We start from the raw sequence: 16,420 nt of genomic DNA, 5'->3' as shown, positions 1-16,420 counted from the left end.
GAGATTTCGATCTCCGGGGCCATTTTTGCATGCATGCGCTCATGCCGCCCCATCCTCCCGAACTAGAACGTATTCTCGATGGGGAGGCTCAGGAGGTACCGTGCAGCTCGAAGACGTGGATCTTTACGACCCGGACACGTATGTGAACGGCGTGCCGCACGAGATGTTCGCCGCGCTTCGACGAGATGCACCGATCTATCGGCATTACGACCACAGAGGTGAACCGTTCTGGTGCGTCACCCGCCACGCAGACATCGTGACGGTGAACCGGGATGCCACCACCTACTCGTCCTGGCGAGGCGCCACCTACATCGACGACCTCGACCCCGCGGATCTGGCCGGCCAGCAGTTGATGATGCTGAACATGGATCCGCCCGACCACACGGCATTGCGCAAAATCGTCAGCAAGGGCTTCACACCGCGGCGGATCGGTGAACTCCACGACATCCTCGCGCGCCGGGCCACCACGATCGTCGATGCGGTGATCGAACGGGGCGAATGCGACTTCGTCGTCGATGTGGCGTCAGAACTTCCTTTGCAGGCGATTGCCGACTTCCTGGGTGTACCGCAGGAGGATCGTAAGCTCATCTTCGATCTGACCAACCAGATGATCGGTTCGAGCGACCCGGAGTTCCATGGCGAGGCAGGTCAGGAGCGCGATGCCGCCGCTCAGATGTTCGCGTACAGCCAGTCGATGTTCGAGGACCGTCAGCAGCATCCGCGCGACGACATCGCGACCGCGTTGATCAAGGCCGACGTCCACGGTGAGAAACTCAGTGAACTCGATTTCAACATGTTCTTCATGCTGCTCGCGGTCGCCGGCAACGAGACCACCCGCAACGCAATCTCGCACACGCAGTTGGCCCTGATGGAACACCCCGACCAGCGCCGGAAAGTGCTCGACGATCCAGCCAAGCTCGACTCCCTCATCGAGGAGGGTCTGCGTTGGGCCACCCCGGTCATGCAGTTCCGGCGCACCGCGACCACCGACACCGTGCTCGGTGGTGTGGAGATTGCAGAGGGTGATCGAGTGGTGATCTGGCACATGTCCGGCAATCGCGACGAAGCGGTATTCGATGACCCCTATACGTTCGACATCGACCGCTCCCCCAACCACCACGTTGCCTTCGGCGGCGGTGGTCACCATTTCTGTCTGGGCGCCAACCTCGCACGGGCCGAGATGAAGGTGATGCTCGCGGAAATTCTGCGTCGTATGCCCGACATGGAGCAGACCGAGCCCGCCCAGCGACTGCGATCCAACTTCATCAACGGCCTGAAACACCTGCCCGTCCAGTTCACGCCGGCGGCTCCTTCGTGACGGGGGGCCGCGAAAACACCGACCAGCCATAGCTATTCGACGGGCAGGCTGCGGCCTTCCGGTTTTTCTGTCAGGCTGAGAGAGTGAACAACGTCGACGCAGTGGTCATCGGATCCGGCCCCAACGGCCTCGTCGCTGCCGCGACTCTGGCGGACGCAGGGTGGGATGTCGCAGTTGTCGAGGCACAGCCCACCGCTGGTGGCGCCGTGCGATCCGCGGAGCTCGTGCCCGGTTACTGTTCCGACCTGTTCAGCGCCTTCTATCCGCTGTCCGCGGTCTCCCCTGCGATCCGCGGGCTCGACCTCGAAGCGCACGGGCTGCGGTGGAGTTACGCACCCAAAGCCCTCGGGCACGCCCGATCAGCGGACGACGAGGATGCGCCCGTCATTCATCCGGATCCCGCGGACACCGCCGCGGATCTCGAACGCAGGCAGCCCGGCGACGGTGATGCGTGGATGCAGCTCATCGAGCAATGGCACGACATCAAGGACCCGTTGATCAACACCTTGTTCAGCCCGTTCCCGCCCGTGCGCGGCCCGGGTCGCCTGCTGCGGCAACTGGGCACTGCGGACACTCTGCGGCTGGCTCGGTTCCTCCTGCTTCCTGCCCGGCGGATGGCTCACGAGCTGTTCCGCAGCGAGGCTGCCCGCGTGCTGCTGCTCGGCAACGCGATGCACGCCGACGTTCCGCCCGACTCCGCCGGCAGCGGCGTCATGGGCTACATCCTGACGATGCTCGCCCAGGACCACGGCTACCCCGTGCCGATGGGTGGGGCGGGTGAGCTGGCAGCCGCCATGGTGCGGCGAGGAGAACGCGCCGGGGCGCAGTATCACTACAACGACGCCGTCACCGCCATCGACGTGCGTGCAGGGCGCGCCGTCGGCGTGCGAACGGCGTCGGGTGCACACTTCCTCGCGCGCCGGGCCGTGGTCGCCGACGTTTCGGCACCGGCCCTCTACGGATCGCTGCTCCCGGACGCCGCCGTCTCGTCCCGGCTGCGCGACGATCTCCGGCACTTCGAATGGGACACACCGGTTGTCAAGGTGAATTATGCTCTGTCGCACAAGATCCCATGGCGTTCCGCCAGCCTTGCCGGGGCGGGCACCGTCCATCTCGGGGCCGGCGACGACGGACTCGTGCATTGGATGGCCGATCTGACCACCGGAACCGTTCCCGAGACTCCGTTCCTGCTGTTCGGGCAGATGACCACCTCGGATCCGACGAGATCACCCGAGGGCACCGAAAGTGCGTGGGCATACACGCATCTTCCGCGCGGCGTCAGCGACGACGCGTCCGCAGAACTGCTGGCACAGCGGGTGGACGACGTGCTCGAGGCGCACGCGCCCGGGTTCAAGGACATCGTCGTCGGGCGCGTCGTCCAGCGACCCTCCGATTTGGAGGCGTCCAATGCCAACCTCGTCGGGGGCGCCGTGAACGGCGGGACTGCGCAGCTCCACCAGCAGCTGGTGTTTCGGCCAGGACCGGGCAATGCCCGCGCAGAGACGCCGATCAGCGGTCTCTACCTGGGCAGTTCCTCGGCTCACCCGGGCGGTGGCGTCCATGGCGTCTGCGGGCTGAATGCCGCCCACGCCGCGCTGAGTGCGGACGGCCCGCGTGGTTGGCTGCGACGGCGCACCTCGACCAGTGTCATCGACCTCTTGTCGAAGGGCCCGAAAGGGAAACCCTTCGAGAAATGATCCCGCGCGTCCCGTGATTCACGCCTTGCCGAGCCCCCTTACCGTGCGATGATCTGAGTCGTCGAACTGGGACAACGAAGGGGCGTCATGCACCATCGAGAATCATCCTTCGCCGGTGTCGGTGGAGTCCGCATCGCCTACGACGTGTGGCTCCCGGACCGTCGCCCCCGCGGCGTGCTGGTCCTCTGCCACGGATTCGGCGAGCATGCCCGGCGCTACGACCACGTGATCGAACGGCTCGGCGAACTCGACCTCGCGATCTACACTCCCGATCATCGTGGCCACGGACGATCGGGTGGCAAGCGAGTTCATCTGCGGGATTGGACCGAGTTCACCGACGACCTGCACCAGTTGTTCGGTATTGCATCCACCGACTGGCCCGGCACCGATCGTTTCCTCCTGGGCCACAGCATGGGGGGTGCCATCGCCCTGTCCTACGCGCTCGATCATCAGCAGGACTTGAAGGCCTTGATGCTGTCGGGGCCCGCCGTCGACATCACCAGCGGGACGCCGCGGGTGGTCGTCGAGATCGGCAAGCTCGTGGGCCGTTTCCTCCCCGGGCTGCCGGTGGAGTCACTCGACGCGAAACTCATTTCCCGCAATCCGGCTGTCGTATCGGCCTACGAGGATGATCCGCTGGTGCACCACGGGAAGGTCCCTGCCGGCATCGCCCGCGGCATGATCGTCACCGCCGAGAAACTGCCCGAGCGGCTGCCGTCGTTGACCATCCCGCTCCTCCTCCAGCACGGCAAGGAGGACGGACTCGCCAGCGTCCGTGGTACCGAACTGATTGCCGAGTACGCCGGTTCTCCGGATCTGACGGTCGAGATCTACGAAAACCTCTACCACGAGGTGTACAACGAACCTGAGAACGAAGAGGTTCTCGACGACCTGCTGAACTGGTTGCGTCCCCGCGTTCAGAGCTGATCGCGCGCGTCCGCGGCAGGGGTGCACTGCACACCTGTTCGGGGGATGCCAGGATGGGCTGATGAAACGTCACGTCTCCGCCACTCTCGACATCGAGGTCACCGACGCCACCAGTCTCGAGTTCAAGATTGCGGTGGCGCGGAATCCGGCCTCCGAATTGTCGGAGTCGCTGACGTTCACTCTCGACGGCGACCGTATCGATGCACGGGAGATCTTGGCAGAGCACGGTACTCGCGTGCACCTGCTCGAGGTAGCGCCGGGATCACTGCACGTCGAGTACTCGGCTTCGGTTGCGGGCAAGGGCGATCCGCCGCCGGTCACCGATTACGACATCTCGAAGTACCTGCGGCCCAGTCGATATGCCGAGGCGGACAAGTTCTTCGGATTCACCGGCGGCGAGTTCGATCTATCCAAGCCGAAGGCCGAACTCGTGCAGGACATCACGAACTGGGTCGGGTCACGGTTGCTGTACCAGGGTGGATCGAGCAGATCCACCGACAGCGCGGTAGACACCATGCTTTCCGGCGCGGGCGTATGCCGTGACTTCGCCCACCTCACCGTGGCGCTTCTGCGCGCCGTCACCATTCCTGCCCGCCTCGTGGCGGTGTACGCACCGGGGTGCGATCCGATGGATTTTCACGCCGTGGTCGAGGCGTTCGTCGACGAGCAGTGGCGGGTGGTCGACCCAACGCAACTCGCCCCGCGCGAATCTTTGATGCGGATCGCGACGGGTCGCGACGCCGCCGACACGGCTTTTCTCGACAATCACGGCGGGGCCATCACCCTCGAGAACACGGTTGTCACCGCCGTGGTGGACGGCGAATTCCCCTCCGACGACTACCGCACTCCGACGTCACTGACCTGACGGTCAGGTTGCGTCCGAGAGCTTTTCGTTGAGAACGGCCAACTGAATCTTCTTGGCGTCGGCGTGCACCTGCCGCCCGTGTTCGGTGACGTCCACGAACACGCCCCTCCGATCTGCTTCACACAAGGAACGGGCGACGAGGCCGGCTTTCTCGAGTCGGGCCACGCTGCGGGACAACGCGCTGGGGCTGAGGTACATCTCTGCGGCCAGGTCCTGCATGCGAGGCCGGTCGCAGGTGGCGTCCATGAGGCGGTCGAGCGTCTCGAAATCACTCATGCTCAAGCTGTGAGCGTGTTGCATCTCACGGTCCAACTCGCAGGCTATGTCGTTGTACCTGCTTGCAAGCAGCCTCCACGTGTCGCGCAGGTCTGCATTCGATCCCATGTCCGCATCCTAGCGCGCGAACGAATTAGATGCAAAGGCATTAAATGCAGACGAAATTAGTGCTTGCGCATTGATTGCATGTGCATCTACATTTCCTTCTGTGACTATCCTCGAGACCACCCCGCCGACCGAGCAGACCTGGACTCCCCGCCTCTGGGGCATCCTCGCCGTGCTGTGCCTCGTAATGTTTCTCGACGGTCTGGACGTGTCGATGGTGGGCGTCGCGCTGCCCTCCATCGGCACCGAACTAGGACTGTCGACCACCTCGCTGCAATGGATCATCAACGGTTACGTCCTGGGATTCGGCGGACTGCTGTTACTCGGTGGCCGCACCGCCGACCTGCTCGGGCGGCGTCGGGTGTTCCTGACCGCCCTCACCGTGTTCGCCGTCGCGTCCCTGGTCGGCGGTCTCGTCGACAACGGCACGCTGCTCATCGCCAGCCGCTTCGTCAAGGGACTGGCCGCGGCGTTCACCGCGCCGACCGCGATGTCGATCCTCACGACGACGTTCAAGGAGGGCCCGGCGCGCAACCGGGCGTTGTCGATCTTCTCGGTGTTCGGAGCAAGCGGCTACTCGTCCGGCCTGATCCTGGGTGGCCTCCTGACCAGCGCCGGCTGGCGCTGGACCTTCCTCATGCCCGTGCCGTTCGCAGTTCTCGCACTGGTCGCCGGAACCATCCTGATTCCGCGCGACCGAGCAGCCGACACGGGCGGGCACGACGTGGTCGGAGCAGCGACACTGGTGTCCGGGATGCTGCTCGCCGTGTACACCGTCGTGTCGGCGCCGGCGCGCGGATGGTCGGAACCGCTCACTCTGGTGTCCTTCGCGCTGGCCGCAGCACTTCTCGCATCGTTCTTCGTGGCGGAGCAGCGGGTGGCACATCCACTTGTGCGACTGAGCATCCTGCGGGTAGGAACGATCGTTCGGGCCAACCTCAGCATCGTCGCGCTGTTCGGCTCCTATCTGAGCTTCCAGTTCATGATGACAATTTTCCTGCAGTCGGTACTGGGCTGGTCGCCCTTGGAGATGGCCCTGGGCCTGCTCCCCGCCGGCGTGATCGTGGCCTTCGGATCACCGTTCGTCGGACGGCTCATCGATGCTTTCGGCACGGCACGCATGATCATCGCCGCGCTGACGTCCCTGAGCTTGGGCTACCTGTGGTTCCTCTTCGCCGGTAGTGACGATCCGAACTACGTTTTCGCCATCCTGCCCAGTGTGATTCTGCTGGGGGTGGGGTTCGCTTTCGGATTCACGTCGATCATGGCCCAGGCCACGTCGGGCGTCGACGACTCCGAGCAGGGCCTGGCGTCGGGACTGGTGCAGACCTCTGCACAGGTGGGTGCCGCACTCGTTCTCGCACTCACGACTGCGCTGGTCACCGCCGGTTCGCATGCCGCGTCCAGCATCAGCGGTACCGGCTTCCACCAGTTCCATTCGGGTCTGGTACTTGTCACCGGGGTCGCGCTGGCCGGCCTCCTGGTCACCGTCTCACCGTTGCTTCGCCGGGTGATCAACCCGGCGTAGCGATGACGGCCAGGAAGTTGCAGGGCGAAGTTCAGCTCGCCAATCGGCGCTCTAGCTGCGTAATGATGTCGGCGGCCACCTCGGTGGGCGAACCGCCCACGTCGACGACGATGGCGTTCTCGTCCGGTTCGATCGGCTCGAGCGTCGAAATTTGCGTGTCGAGGAGCGAAGCCGGCATGAAATGGTCGAGCCGGGTGGTCAGTCGCTGCCCGATCTGTTCTCTCGATCCGGCGAGATGGACGAACACGACCCGATCGCCGCGCAGCACGTCACGATAGCTGCGCTTGAGGGCCGAGCACGTAATGATTCCCGGGAGACCCTTGTCGGTGTGGTCCTTGATCCAGGCCGCGATCAGGTCGAGCCACGGCCACCGGTCCTCGTCGGTCAACGGCTGCCCGGACGCCATCTTCGCGACGTTCGCCGGTGGATGCAGGGCGTCACCCTCCTGCAGGTCCCATCCCATGGCGCCGGCGATGATTCCGGCCACCGTCGACTTCCCCGACCCGGACACACCCATCAGTACCAGTACCGGAATTGTCTTGTCGTTACGCGTCATTGGTCTGTCCCTCAGATGAACGCGCTCAGCGCGAGGACACCGGCCAGGCCGGTCACGGAAATGATGCACTCCATCACCGTCCATGTCTTCAGGTTCTGGACCACCGTGACTCCCAGATACTCCTTGACGAGCCAGAAGCCGGCGTCGTTGACGTGGGAAAGGAAGAGTGAACCGGAGCCGATGGCGAGAACCATCAACGACACGTGTGTGGACGTCAGTTCGGCAGCGACCGGGGCGAGAATCCCTGATGCGGTGACGGTCGCAACGGTGGCCGAGCCCGTGGCGACGCGGATCAACACCGCGACCAGCCAGGCGAGGAACAGCACCGGAAGGGCGCTGCCCTTGATGGCCTCGGCGATCACATCGGCGATACCCGTGTCGATGAGAACCTGCTTGAATCCGCCGCCCGCTCCGACGATGAGAAGGATTCCCGCGATGGGGGGCAGCGAACTCTCGAGCGACGACGCAATGGCCTTGCGGTCCATACCGCCACCGCGGCCGAGTAGCACCATCCCGGCGAGCACGGCCAGACCGAGGGCGACGACCGGGGTTCCGAGGAAGTCGAGCAGGTTCTTGGCAGCGGTCTCCGAATCGGGGGCGATGACGTCGGCGATGGCCTTACCCAGCATCAGAACGACGGGCAGCAGGATGGCGGCGAGGGTCGCCGCGAAACCGGGGCGCTGACGCTCTGCGGCTGCCTCGGCACCCTCGAGGTCCTCGGTCGTGACGTACAGCTCGGGTACCGGCACGTCCACCCAGCGCGCCGCCAGCTTGCTGAACAGCGGGCCGGCCACGATCACGGTGGGAATGGCCACGACCACACCGAGCGCGAGAGTGAGCCCCAGATTGGCGTTGAGAGCCGACACCGCGACGAGTGGTCCGGGGTGCGGTGGGACAAGGCCGTGCATGGCCGACAAACCGGCAAGGGTGGGGATGGCGATGCGCATCAACGACAGGCCCGACCGTCGAGCTACCAGGATGATCACCGGCATCAGCAGCACGAGGCCGATCTCGAAGAACATCGGTAATCCGATGACCGCACCGACCAGAGCCATCATCCAGGGCAGTGTGCGTGGCCCGGAACGTCCGACGAGCGTGTCGACCACCCGATCTGCGCCACCGGAGTCGGCAAGCAACTTTCCGAACATCGCGCCGAACCCGATGAGGATGCCGACGCTTCCCATCGTCGCGCCGAAGCCCTCCACGAAAGCGGTCACCGAATCCGTGGCTCCGAGCCCGGCAGCGATTCCGACACCGACGGCACCGATCGCCAACGCGAGAAAGGGATGCAGCTTGAGCCAGGTGATCATCGCGATGATGGCGGCGACGCCGACGACGGCGGCCGTGATCAAGCGCGCGTCATGACCGGCGCTGTCCGCGGCGGCGAGTAGTGAAGCGGTACCCATCTGTTGCTCCCGGGTTATCGGTGGTGGACTCGACCCATGTTCGTGATGCCCGTCACTTTGCCTCATAAATCCTACGATTACAAGATGCGTAGCTATTACGTAGTACTTAGAGGGGCAAGATGGGCGTCAATGTGTGTTCAGTGCGGGCGACCATGGGAGCATCGGCGAATGACCAACTCAGACGCCGTCGAGTACCGGCAATTGCACGAGACGGTGCTCGACCGGTTGGGAAGCGACATCGTGGCGGGTGTCGTCGCGCCCGGCACCCGCATCTCGGCCGACGACGTGGTGACGCAGTACTCCGTCTCCCGCACCGTGGTCCGGGAAGTGGTACGCGTACTCGAATCATTGGGACTTCTCGCGGTGCGGCGCAGAGTAGGCATCACCGTCCTCGGCGAGGACCACTGGAACTCCCTCGACCCCAGCGTCATTCGATGGAAGCTGGCCGGGCCACAGCGCTTCGAGCAGCTGTCCAGTCTGAGCGAGTTGCGGTCGGGTATCGAGCCTCTCGCGGCCCGTCTCGCAGCAGAGCGCGCCACACCGGAACAGTGTGGCGCGCTCACAGCGGCAGTGATCGGCATGGCGTCCACCGCCCGGGCTGCGGACACCGACGCCTATCTCGGCCACGACTCCGACTTCCATCGGACGTTGCTGGCCGCCTCGGGCAATCCCTTGCTGAGGGCGATGTCGCAGATCGTGGTGGAGGTTCTCGAGGGCAGGACCCGGCATTCGCTCATGCCGCACGTCGCCGAAGACGAGGCCATTGCGCTCCACGGCGTCGTCGCTTCGTCCGTTCAGAGGGGCGATGCGGCTGCCGCGGAGGCGGCCATGCGGGCGATCGTCACCGAATCCGCCACCGCGATCGAAGAACTGAAGGACGACGCCGAGCGCTGAGTATCTACGCTGAGTCTCTACACCACCGGATCCGATTGCATGGCTTCGAGTTCCACGCCTTTGGTCTCTTCGACCCAGCGGAGGACGAAGACGAGCGACAGCACCGCGCACACGGCGTAGAAGCCGTAGGAGATGCCGAGCGAGAAGTCCTTCATCGACGGGAAACTCACGGTGATCAGCCAGTTCGCCGCCCATTGTGCACCGGCGGCCAGGGACAGGGCCGCCGCCCGGATGCGGTTGGGAAAGGCCTCTCCGAGCAAAACCCAGACCACGGGTCCCCACGACATTCCGAAGGCCACCACGAAGAGGTTGGCGGCGATCAGCGCGATCGGCCCCTGCAGACCCGTGAGCTGGGGAGTTGTCACCCCGTTCACGACGGTGGTGGAAGCGGTGCCGAAGATGACGGCCATGGTCGCGAGTGTCACGGCCATGCCGGCCGAGCCGATGATCAGGAGCGGTCGACGGCCCACCCGGTCGATGTATGCGATCGCGATGAGAGTGGTCGCGATGTTGACCACCGAGGTGATGACGGTGATCTGCAGCGAACTGCCCTCGTCGAAACCGACCGCCTGCCACAGCACGCTCGAGTAGTAGAAGATCACGTTGATGCCGACGAACTGTTGAAAGACTGACAGACCGATGCCTATCCACACGATCGGCAGGAGACCGAACGCCGGCCCCTTCAGGTCCTTGATGGAGGGTTCGTTCTCGCGAGCAAGAGTGGCACGAATGCTCTCGACTTTGAGGTCGAGACCCTTCTCCCCGAGAAGCACTGCGAGAACGCCGCGGGCCTCACCGAGACGACCCTGGGCGATCAGGTAGCGGGGCGATTCGGGGATGGTCAGCGACAGCAGTCCATACGCGAGCGCCGGAACGCACATGGCGAGGAACATCCATCGCCAGGCTTCGAGTCCGAACCACAATTCCTCCTGGGACCCGCCGGCGAGCGCGGCCAGTGCGTAGTCGACGAGGAGCGAGACGAATATGCCGGTGACGATCGCGAGCTGCTGCAGTGAACCCAGACGTCCCCGCACCCGGGCCGGAGAGATTTCCGCGATGTATGCGGGGGCGATCACCGAGGCCAAGCCGACGCCTAGGCCGCCCACGATGCGGAACACCACGAGGACTTCGACATCAGGGGCGAACCCCGTCCCCAGCGCGCTGAGCAGGAACATCACCGCGGCAGCTTGCATCGTGACGAGCCGTCCGTACCGGTCGGCGATGCGGCCGGCCACCATGGCGCCCGCGGCCGCGCCCAGCAGGGCCGAAGCGATGGCGAAGCCGAGCAAGGCCGACTCGACCTGAAACTTGCCTTCGATCGCCGAGACCGCGCCGTTGATCACCGCGCTGTCGTATCCGAACAAGAGGCCGCCCAGGGCAGCGACAGCCGCGATCCGGAAGGGCACAGCTGCGCCCTCCCCTGTGTCGCCGGGCGGCACGTTTGCGCCGGGTGACAGAACGTTTTCGGTCATGGGACTCCTCGGGAGGAAGGGGGTATGCGAGGCCGAGACCCGCCGCGCGGCGAAGGCGCACGCAGTAAATGTGGTGTGGACCACAGTAGGCAAGAAAGCCGCGAATCGTCAACCTATGAACATAAGAGCCCGGAAATGCTGGGCGTGATGTTCGGGAATGAATACCTTGAGTCAGGCAGGTAGCGCAGAACGCAAGCCCAGCGCGACGGCACCGAGCACCTGGGCCCGGGAACCCAACTCGGCGACACGCACCTCGAGCGATCGCACTGCGCTGGGCACGGCGTAACGCGCCAGGACCTCACGGAGGGGACCGAGCAGCAAATCGCCCGCCAGGGCGAGTTCCCCGCCGATGACGAGACGCTCAGGGTTGAGGAGGTTGCAGAGGCTCGCGGCTGCGACGCCGACATGCCTGCCGGTGTCGGCGAGCACCCTGACGCATGCGGCATCACCGTTCTCGGCCATGGCGACGACGTCGGCGATACTCAGGCCGGTGCCGCGGCTCGGCTCGAGGAGGGCGATGACGACGTGGGAGGCAACGAGCGTCTCGAGGCATCCTCGGTTGCCGCAACGGCATACCTGACCGAACTCGTCGAGAGTGACGTGGCCGATTTCGCCTGCGGTGCCGCCTCTTCCACGGTAGAGCCGGCCGTCGAGGACAAGGCCGGCGCCCACACCGTCGGACAGTTTGATGTATGCGAGATCGGTGGTTCCCCGGCCTGCGCCCCACATGTGCTCGGCCAATACACCGAGGTTGGCATCGTTGTCGACGTGGACGGCGATACCGAGATGATCGGACGCGATGGCGGCGGCGTCGACACCCACCCAGCCGGGGAGGATCGACGGGCCACCGACCTCACCGGTATCGGTCTCGAGCGGCGCGGGCAGGCCCATGCCGACGGCCAGGACGGACGTGCGGTCGCAGCCGAGACGGTCGAGGGCAGCGTCGAGAAGGGTGCCCGCCTGCACCACGCCTTCTTCGGCACGATGTCCGGCTGCGAGTTCGACTCTCTCCTCGGCCAGGACATCGTGTGCCATGTCGGCGACTGCGACGGTGAGGTGGCGGTGCCCGAAGTCGATCCCGACCGCGAGGCCCATCTTCCGCGTCAGTCGCACCGCCCGACCGCGCTGGCCGGGATGGTCGCCGTCAGGCACGGTGACCATCCCGGCCGCGGTCAGTTCCTTGACCATGTTGGAGACGGTGGCGGGAGCTAAACCGGTGCGCCGGGCGATCTCGGCCTGGGTCAGCTCGCCCGACATCTGCAGGGCGCGTACCACTCGGTGCTGATTGGCGGACTTCAGCGAAGACTGCGAGCCCGGCCGTCCTGGATCACCGTTTTCCTTGTCTCGCACGACCTCACCGTACCGCGCGCATTCTCGGCCTAACGAGCGAGTGCTGCCGCCTCACTGGCCAGCGCGCTGATCCGCTCCCAGTCCTTCTGCTTCACCGCGTCGGAGGGCGTGAGCCAGGATCCGCCGACGCACCCGACGTTGGGCAGCGCCAGGTAGTCCCGCACATTCGAGGTCGACACCCCGCCGGTGGGGCAGAACCTGGCAGCGGGAACGGGCGAATGGATCGAGCCGAGGAACTTGGCACCCCCGGACGCCTCGGCCGGGAAGAACTTGAGCTCCCGGTAGCCGTGTTCGAGGAGGAACAACACCTCGGACACGGTCGCGGCACCGGGGAGGTGCGGCAGACCGGTGTCGGTCATCGCCTTCAGCAGCGACTCGGTGCTACCCGGCGACACCAGGAACTGGGCACCGGCTTCTGCTGCAGGCGCCGCCTGGTCCGGTTCCACAATGGTGCCTGCACCCACGCAGATGTCCGGCACCTCGGTCGCGATCGCCTTGATGGCGTCGAGTGCGCAGGATGTGCGCAGGGTGAGTTCGATCATGGGGATGCCGCCGGCCACCAGCGCGCGCGCCACCGGGACGGCATGTGCAACGTCGTCGATCACGACGACAGGGATGACCGGGACACGGTCGAGGAGAGAAGGATTGGCAGTCACTGGAGTTGCTCCTTAAGCGGGTGGGGATGAAAGACGCTGGCGCCCTGGGTGGCCGGTCCGACGGCGGCGCGGAGTCCGGCGAAGAGTTCACGACCCGTGCCGACCCATTCGTCGACACCGAGCGCACGACCGGTCGCCGGGCGGGCGGCCAGTTCTTCGTCGTCGAGATGCACGTTCACAGTTCCGGTCACGGCATCGACGGTGAGGAGGTCGCCGTCACGCACACGCGCGAGCGGTCCGTCTGCGGCCGCCTCCGGGGTGAGGTGAATAGCTGCCGGCACCTTTCCCGAGGCGCCGGACATCCGGCCGTCGGTGACTAATGCGACCCTCCGGCCCTGGTCCTGCAGAACACCGAGTACCGGTGTGAGCTTGTGCAATTCGGGCATGCCGTTGGCGCGGGGGCCCTGGTACCGGAGCACGGCCACGAAATCGCCTGTCAGAGTGCCCGCTTCGAACGCGGCGAGGAAGTCGAGCTGGTCGTCGAACACCCTGGCCGGCGCGGTCACGACGCGGTGGTCCGGGTGGACGGCCGACGTCTTCATCACGCACGAACCCAGATTCCCGGTGAGCATCTTGAGCCCACCGTTGACGTCGAACGGGTCTTCCGGTCCGCGCAACACGCTGGTGTCGAGGCTGATTCGCGTACCCGGCTGCCATTCGACGCCGTCACCGGACAGCTTCGGTTCTTCCGTGTAACGGCGGAGTCCGGGACCGGCAACGGTCTTGACGTTCTCGTGCAGCAGGCCCGCATCCAGCATGGAGGAGACCACGTAACCGAGGCCGCCGGCGGCGTGGAAGTGGTTCACGTCCGCCGAGCCGTTGGGGTAGATGCGGGCGAGCAAGGGCACGACCGCGGACAGCTCCGCCAGATCATCCCAGGTCAACGTGATGCCCGCGGCCCGGGCGATCGCGACGAGGTGCATGGTGTGGTTGGTCGACCCGCCGGTCGCGAGCAACGCGACGCAGCCGTTGACCACGGCACGCTCGTCCACGACCTCGCCGACCGGTGTGTAATCGTCGCCGAGTGCGGTGAGCCCGGTGACGCGCTTCCCCGCTTCGGACGTCAGTGCATCACGCAGCGGTGTACCGGGGTTCACGAAGCTCGATCCGGGCAAGTGCAGGCCCATGACCTCCATGAGGAGCTGGTTGGAGTTGGCCGTGCCGAAGAACGTGCAGGTGCCTGCGCCGTGGTAGCTGGCCGCCTCCGCGTCGAGCAGTTCCTCACGTTCGGCCTTGCCCTCCGCGTAGAGCTGGCGCACGCGCGACTTCTCGTTGTTGGGCAGACCGGACGTCATCGGACCGGCCGGGACGAAGATCGTCGGCAGGTGCCCGAAACCCAATGCGCCGATAAGCATTCCCGGCACGATCTTGTCGCACACGCCCAGCATCAGCGCGCCGTCGAACATGTCGTGTGACAGTCCGATCGCCGTCGCCATCGCGATCACGTCACGGCTGAACAACGACAACTGCATGCCGTCGCGGCCCTGGGTGATGCCGTCGCACATCGCGGGAACACCACCGGCGAACTGGGCGATGCCACCGGCCTCCATGACCGCGGCCTTCAGCTGTCGCGGAAAGTGCTCGAACGGCTGATGCGCCGACAGCATGTCGTTGTACGACGAGACGATCGCGATGTTGGGCTTGACGAAGCTGCGCAGCGCCTTCTTGTCGGCCGGGCCGGACGCGGCGAAGCCGTGCGCGAGGTTCGCGCAGGCCAGTTTGCCGCGGGCCGGTCCGTGGTCGCCCGCCTGCCGGATCCGGTTCAGGTAAGTAGTGCGCTCGGGCCTGCTGCGTTCGATGATCCGCTCGGTGACGGCGGCGAGGACGGGGTGCACGTCGGCAGTCGGTGTGGGTGTTTCGGTCATGCGGGAACTCCTTCGTGCCAGGTGCGTCCGTCGCGCTCGATGAGAGTGGTGGCGTCGGTGGGTCCGTTGGTACCCGCCGGATACCGGCGCGGGAGCCGTTCGGAGCGGTCCCAGCCGACAAGGATCTGTTCCACCCATTCCCATGCCGCCTCCACCTCGTCGCGGCGCATGAACAGGGTCGGGTTGCCCCGAACCACGTCCATCAGCAACCGCTCGTAGGCATCCGGCGACGGCCGCTTGAATGTCTCGATGTAGTTGAGGTCCAACGACACCGGCCGCAGGCGGATACCACCGGGGCCGGGTTCCTTGGCCGTCATGTGCAATCGCATGCCCTCGTGGGGCTGGAGCTGGATCACGAGACGGTTGGGTTCGCTGTGGCCTTCACTGCCGGGAAACATCGGGTGCGGGACGGGCTTGAACTGCACCACGATCTCCGAGCATCTGCGGTCCATCCGTTTGCCGGTGCGCAGGTAGAACGGCACACCCGCCCACCGCCAGTTCTGGATCTCGGCCTTCACGGCAATGAACGTCTCGGTGCGACTGTGGGGGTTCTCGACCTCGTCTCGGTAGCCGGGAACGGCCACACCCTCGGCCAGTCCGGGACCGTACTGTCCTGCGACGGTGCACCGTTCGACGTCGTCCGGGCTCATGGGCTTCAGCGCTTGAAGCACTTTCAGCTTTTCGTCGCGCACAGTCTCACGATCGACGTAGGTCGGGGGTTCCATCGCGACGAGGCACAGCAACTGCAGCAGGTGGTTCTGCAGCATGTCGCGCAGCGCTCCGGCCGACTCGTAGTACCCCCCACGACTCCCGACACCCAGCGATTCCGCGACATTGATCTGCACGTGGTCCACGGACGTGGAATTCCACAACGGCTCGAGAAACGTATTGGCGAAGCGAGTGACCAGGAGGTTCTGCACACTCTCCTTGCCGAGGTAGTGATCGATGCGGAAGATCTGCGATTCGTCGAATACGGCGCCGACCGCGTCGTTGACGGCGCGTGCCGAGGCGAGGTCGTGTCCGATCGGCTTCTCGAGTACCGCCCGGGACTGCGCACTCGCAAGGCCGTGCAACTGCAGGTTCTCGCAGATCGGCCCGAACAGTCCCGGTGCGCAGGCTAGATAGAAGACTCGGATGAGCTCCTCCCGGCCCGCGAGACATTCGGTGATGCCCGTCCAGGTGTCGGGATCAGCGAGGTCGACGCTCACGTACTCGAGCCGACGGAGAAATCGGTCACACGTCTGCGCATCCAGTTGATCGTTCGGGACGAACCGCGCGAGTTCCCCCCGGACCTTGTCCCGGTAGCCCTCGGTGTCGAGGCCCGCTCGCGAGGCGCCGATCACCCGGGTCTCCGGTGGAAGCTGTCCGTCGCGATCGCGCAGGTAGAGCGCCGGAAGCAGCTTTCGGACGGCGAGGTCGCCTGTTCCGCCGAAGACGACGAAGTCGCAGGGATCCACCGTCTTGGCTGGAAAGACCGTGTTCGCAGGTGGCATGTCATTCTCCCT

14 protein-coding genes are annotated in these 16,420 nt (G+C 65.4%); 6 read left to right on the top strand and 8 right to left on the bottom strand.

Annotated elements, in window-relative coordinates; translation table 11 throughout:
• Nucleotides 1–100: 100 nt before the first annotated feature.
• From L1080_RS30045 to L1080_RS30030, 4 genes are all read left to right on the top strand, one after another.
• A complete protein-coding gene (locus L1080_RS30045; RefSeq protein WP_250777032.1) occupies nt 101–1,318 on the top strand; it encodes a cytochrome P450 in 1,218 nt (405 codons plus the stop codon).
• A gap of 83 nt (nt 1,319–1,401) precedes the next feature.
• A complete protein-coding gene (locus L1080_RS30040; protein WP_159923656.1) occupies nt 1,402–3,015 on the top strand; it encodes a phytoene desaturase family protein in 1,614 nt (537 codons plus the stop codon).
• A gap of 87 nt (nt 3,016–3,102) precedes the next feature.
• Nucleotides 3,103–3,942, top strand: coding sequence for an alpha/beta hydrolase (locus L1080_RS30035; RefSeq protein ID WP_159923654.1), 840 nt, complete (start codon nt 3,103–3,105; stop codon nt 3,940–3,942).
• A gap of 61 nt (nt 3,943–4,003) precedes the next feature.
• Nucleotides 4,004–4,807, top strand: coding sequence for a transglutaminase-like domain-containing protein (locus L1080_RS30030; RefSeq protein WP_159923653.1), 804 nt, complete (start codon nt 4,004–4,006; stop codon nt 4,805–4,807).
• Nucleotides 4,808–4,810: 3 nt separating this feature from the next.
• Here the strand turns inward: L1080_RS30030 and L1080_RS30025 are convergent, their stop codons facing one another.
• Nucleotides 4,811–5,083 (bottom strand): MarR family transcriptional regulator, encoded by a 273-nt coding sequence (locus L1080_RS30025; RefSeq protein ID WP_236603204.1) that lies wholly within the window; start codon nt 5,081–5,083, stop codon nt 4,811–4,813.
• Between the two features lie 208 nt (nt 5,084–5,291).
• Between L1080_RS30025 and L1080_RS30020 the strand changes: the two genes are divergently transcribed.
• Nucleotides 5,292–6,716 carry an MFS transporter gene (locus L1080_RS30020; protein ID WP_250777033.1) on the top strand — a complete coding sequence of 475 codons (1,425 nt, stop codon included), beginning with the start codon at nt 5,292–5,294 and terminating at the stop codon, nt 6,714–6,716.
• Between the two features lie 31 nt (nt 6,717–6,747).
• On the opposite strand, the gene L1080_RS30015 is transcribed toward L1080_RS30020, so the two are convergent.
• Entirely contained in the window at nt 6,748–7,272 is a 525-nt protein-coding gene (locus L1080_RS30015; protein ID WP_159923649.1) for a gluconokinase, read from the bottom strand.
• An 11-nt stretch (nt 7,273–7,283) separates the two neighbouring features.
• Nucleotides 7,284–8,678, bottom strand: a complete 1,395-nt coding sequence (locus L1080_RS30010) for a GntP family permease (protein ID WP_159923647.1) — start codon at nt 8,676–8,678, stop codon at nt 7,284–7,286.
• 168 nt (nt 8,679–8,846) lie between these two features.
• On the opposite strand from L1080_RS30010, the gene L1080_RS30005 reads away from it, so the two are divergent.
• Nucleotides 8,847–9,572, top strand: coding sequence for a FadR/GntR family transcriptional regulator (locus L1080_RS30005; RefSeq protein WP_109333811.1), 726 nt, complete (start codon nt 8,847–8,849; stop codon nt 9,570–9,572).
• A 17-nt stretch (nt 9,573–9,589) separates the two neighbouring features.
• Here L1080_RS30005 and L1080_RS30000 read toward each other — a convergent pair whose 3' ends face one another.
• The 5 genes from L1080_RS30000 to zwf all read right to left on the bottom strand — a co-directional run bounded on the left by L1080_RS30000 (nt 9,590) and on the right by zwf (nt 16,408).
• On the bottom strand, nt 9,590–11,044 hold the full coding sequence (locus L1080_RS30000) for a sugar porter family MFS transporter (RefSeq protein WP_250777034.1): 1,455 nt from the start codon (nt 11,042–11,044) through the stop codon (nt 9,590–9,592).
• A gap of 171 nt (nt 11,045–11,215) precedes the next feature.
• Nucleotides 11,216–12,394 (bottom strand): ROK family transcriptional regulator, encoded by a 1,179-nt coding sequence (locus tag L1080_RS29995; protein ID WP_250777035.1) that lies wholly within the window; start codon nt 12,392–12,394, stop codon nt 11,216–11,218.
• Between the two features lie 29 nt (nt 12,395–12,423).
• Nucleotides 12,424–13,050: a bifunctional 4-hydroxy-2-oxoglutarate aldolase/2-dehydro-3-deoxy-phosphogluconate aldolase gene (gene eda, locus L1080_RS29990; RefSeq protein WP_250777036.1), complete on the bottom strand. Its 627-nt coding sequence runs from the start codon at nt 13,048–13,050 to the stop codon at nt 12,424–12,426.
• Nucleotides 13,047–14,915 carry a phosphogluconate dehydratase gene (gene edd / locus L1080_RS29985; RefSeq protein ID WP_250777037.1) on the bottom strand — a complete coding sequence of 623 codons (1,869 nt, stop codon included), beginning with the start codon at nt 14,913–14,915 and terminating at the stop codon, nt 13,047–13,049. Before edd ends, eda begins: the two co-directional genes overlap by 4 nt.
• Complete coding sequence (gene zwf / locus L1080_RS29980) at nt 14,912–16,408, bottom strand: glucose-6-phosphate dehydrogenase (RefSeq protein ID WP_159923637.1); 1,497 nt, start codon at nt 16,406–16,408, stop codon at nt 14,912–14,914. Before zwf ends, edd begins: the two co-directional genes overlap by 4 nt.
• Nucleotides 16,409–16,420 lie beyond the last annotated feature (12 nt).

This window comes from Rhodococcus sp. MSC1_016 (genome assembly GCF_023667485.2).
Classification (GTDB): Bacteria; Actinomycetota; Actinomycetes; order Mycobacteriales; family Mycobacteriaceae; genus Rhodococcus_F; species Rhodococcus_F oxybenzonivorans.
This window is presented reverse-complemented; position numbering and strand designations above follow the sequence as displayed.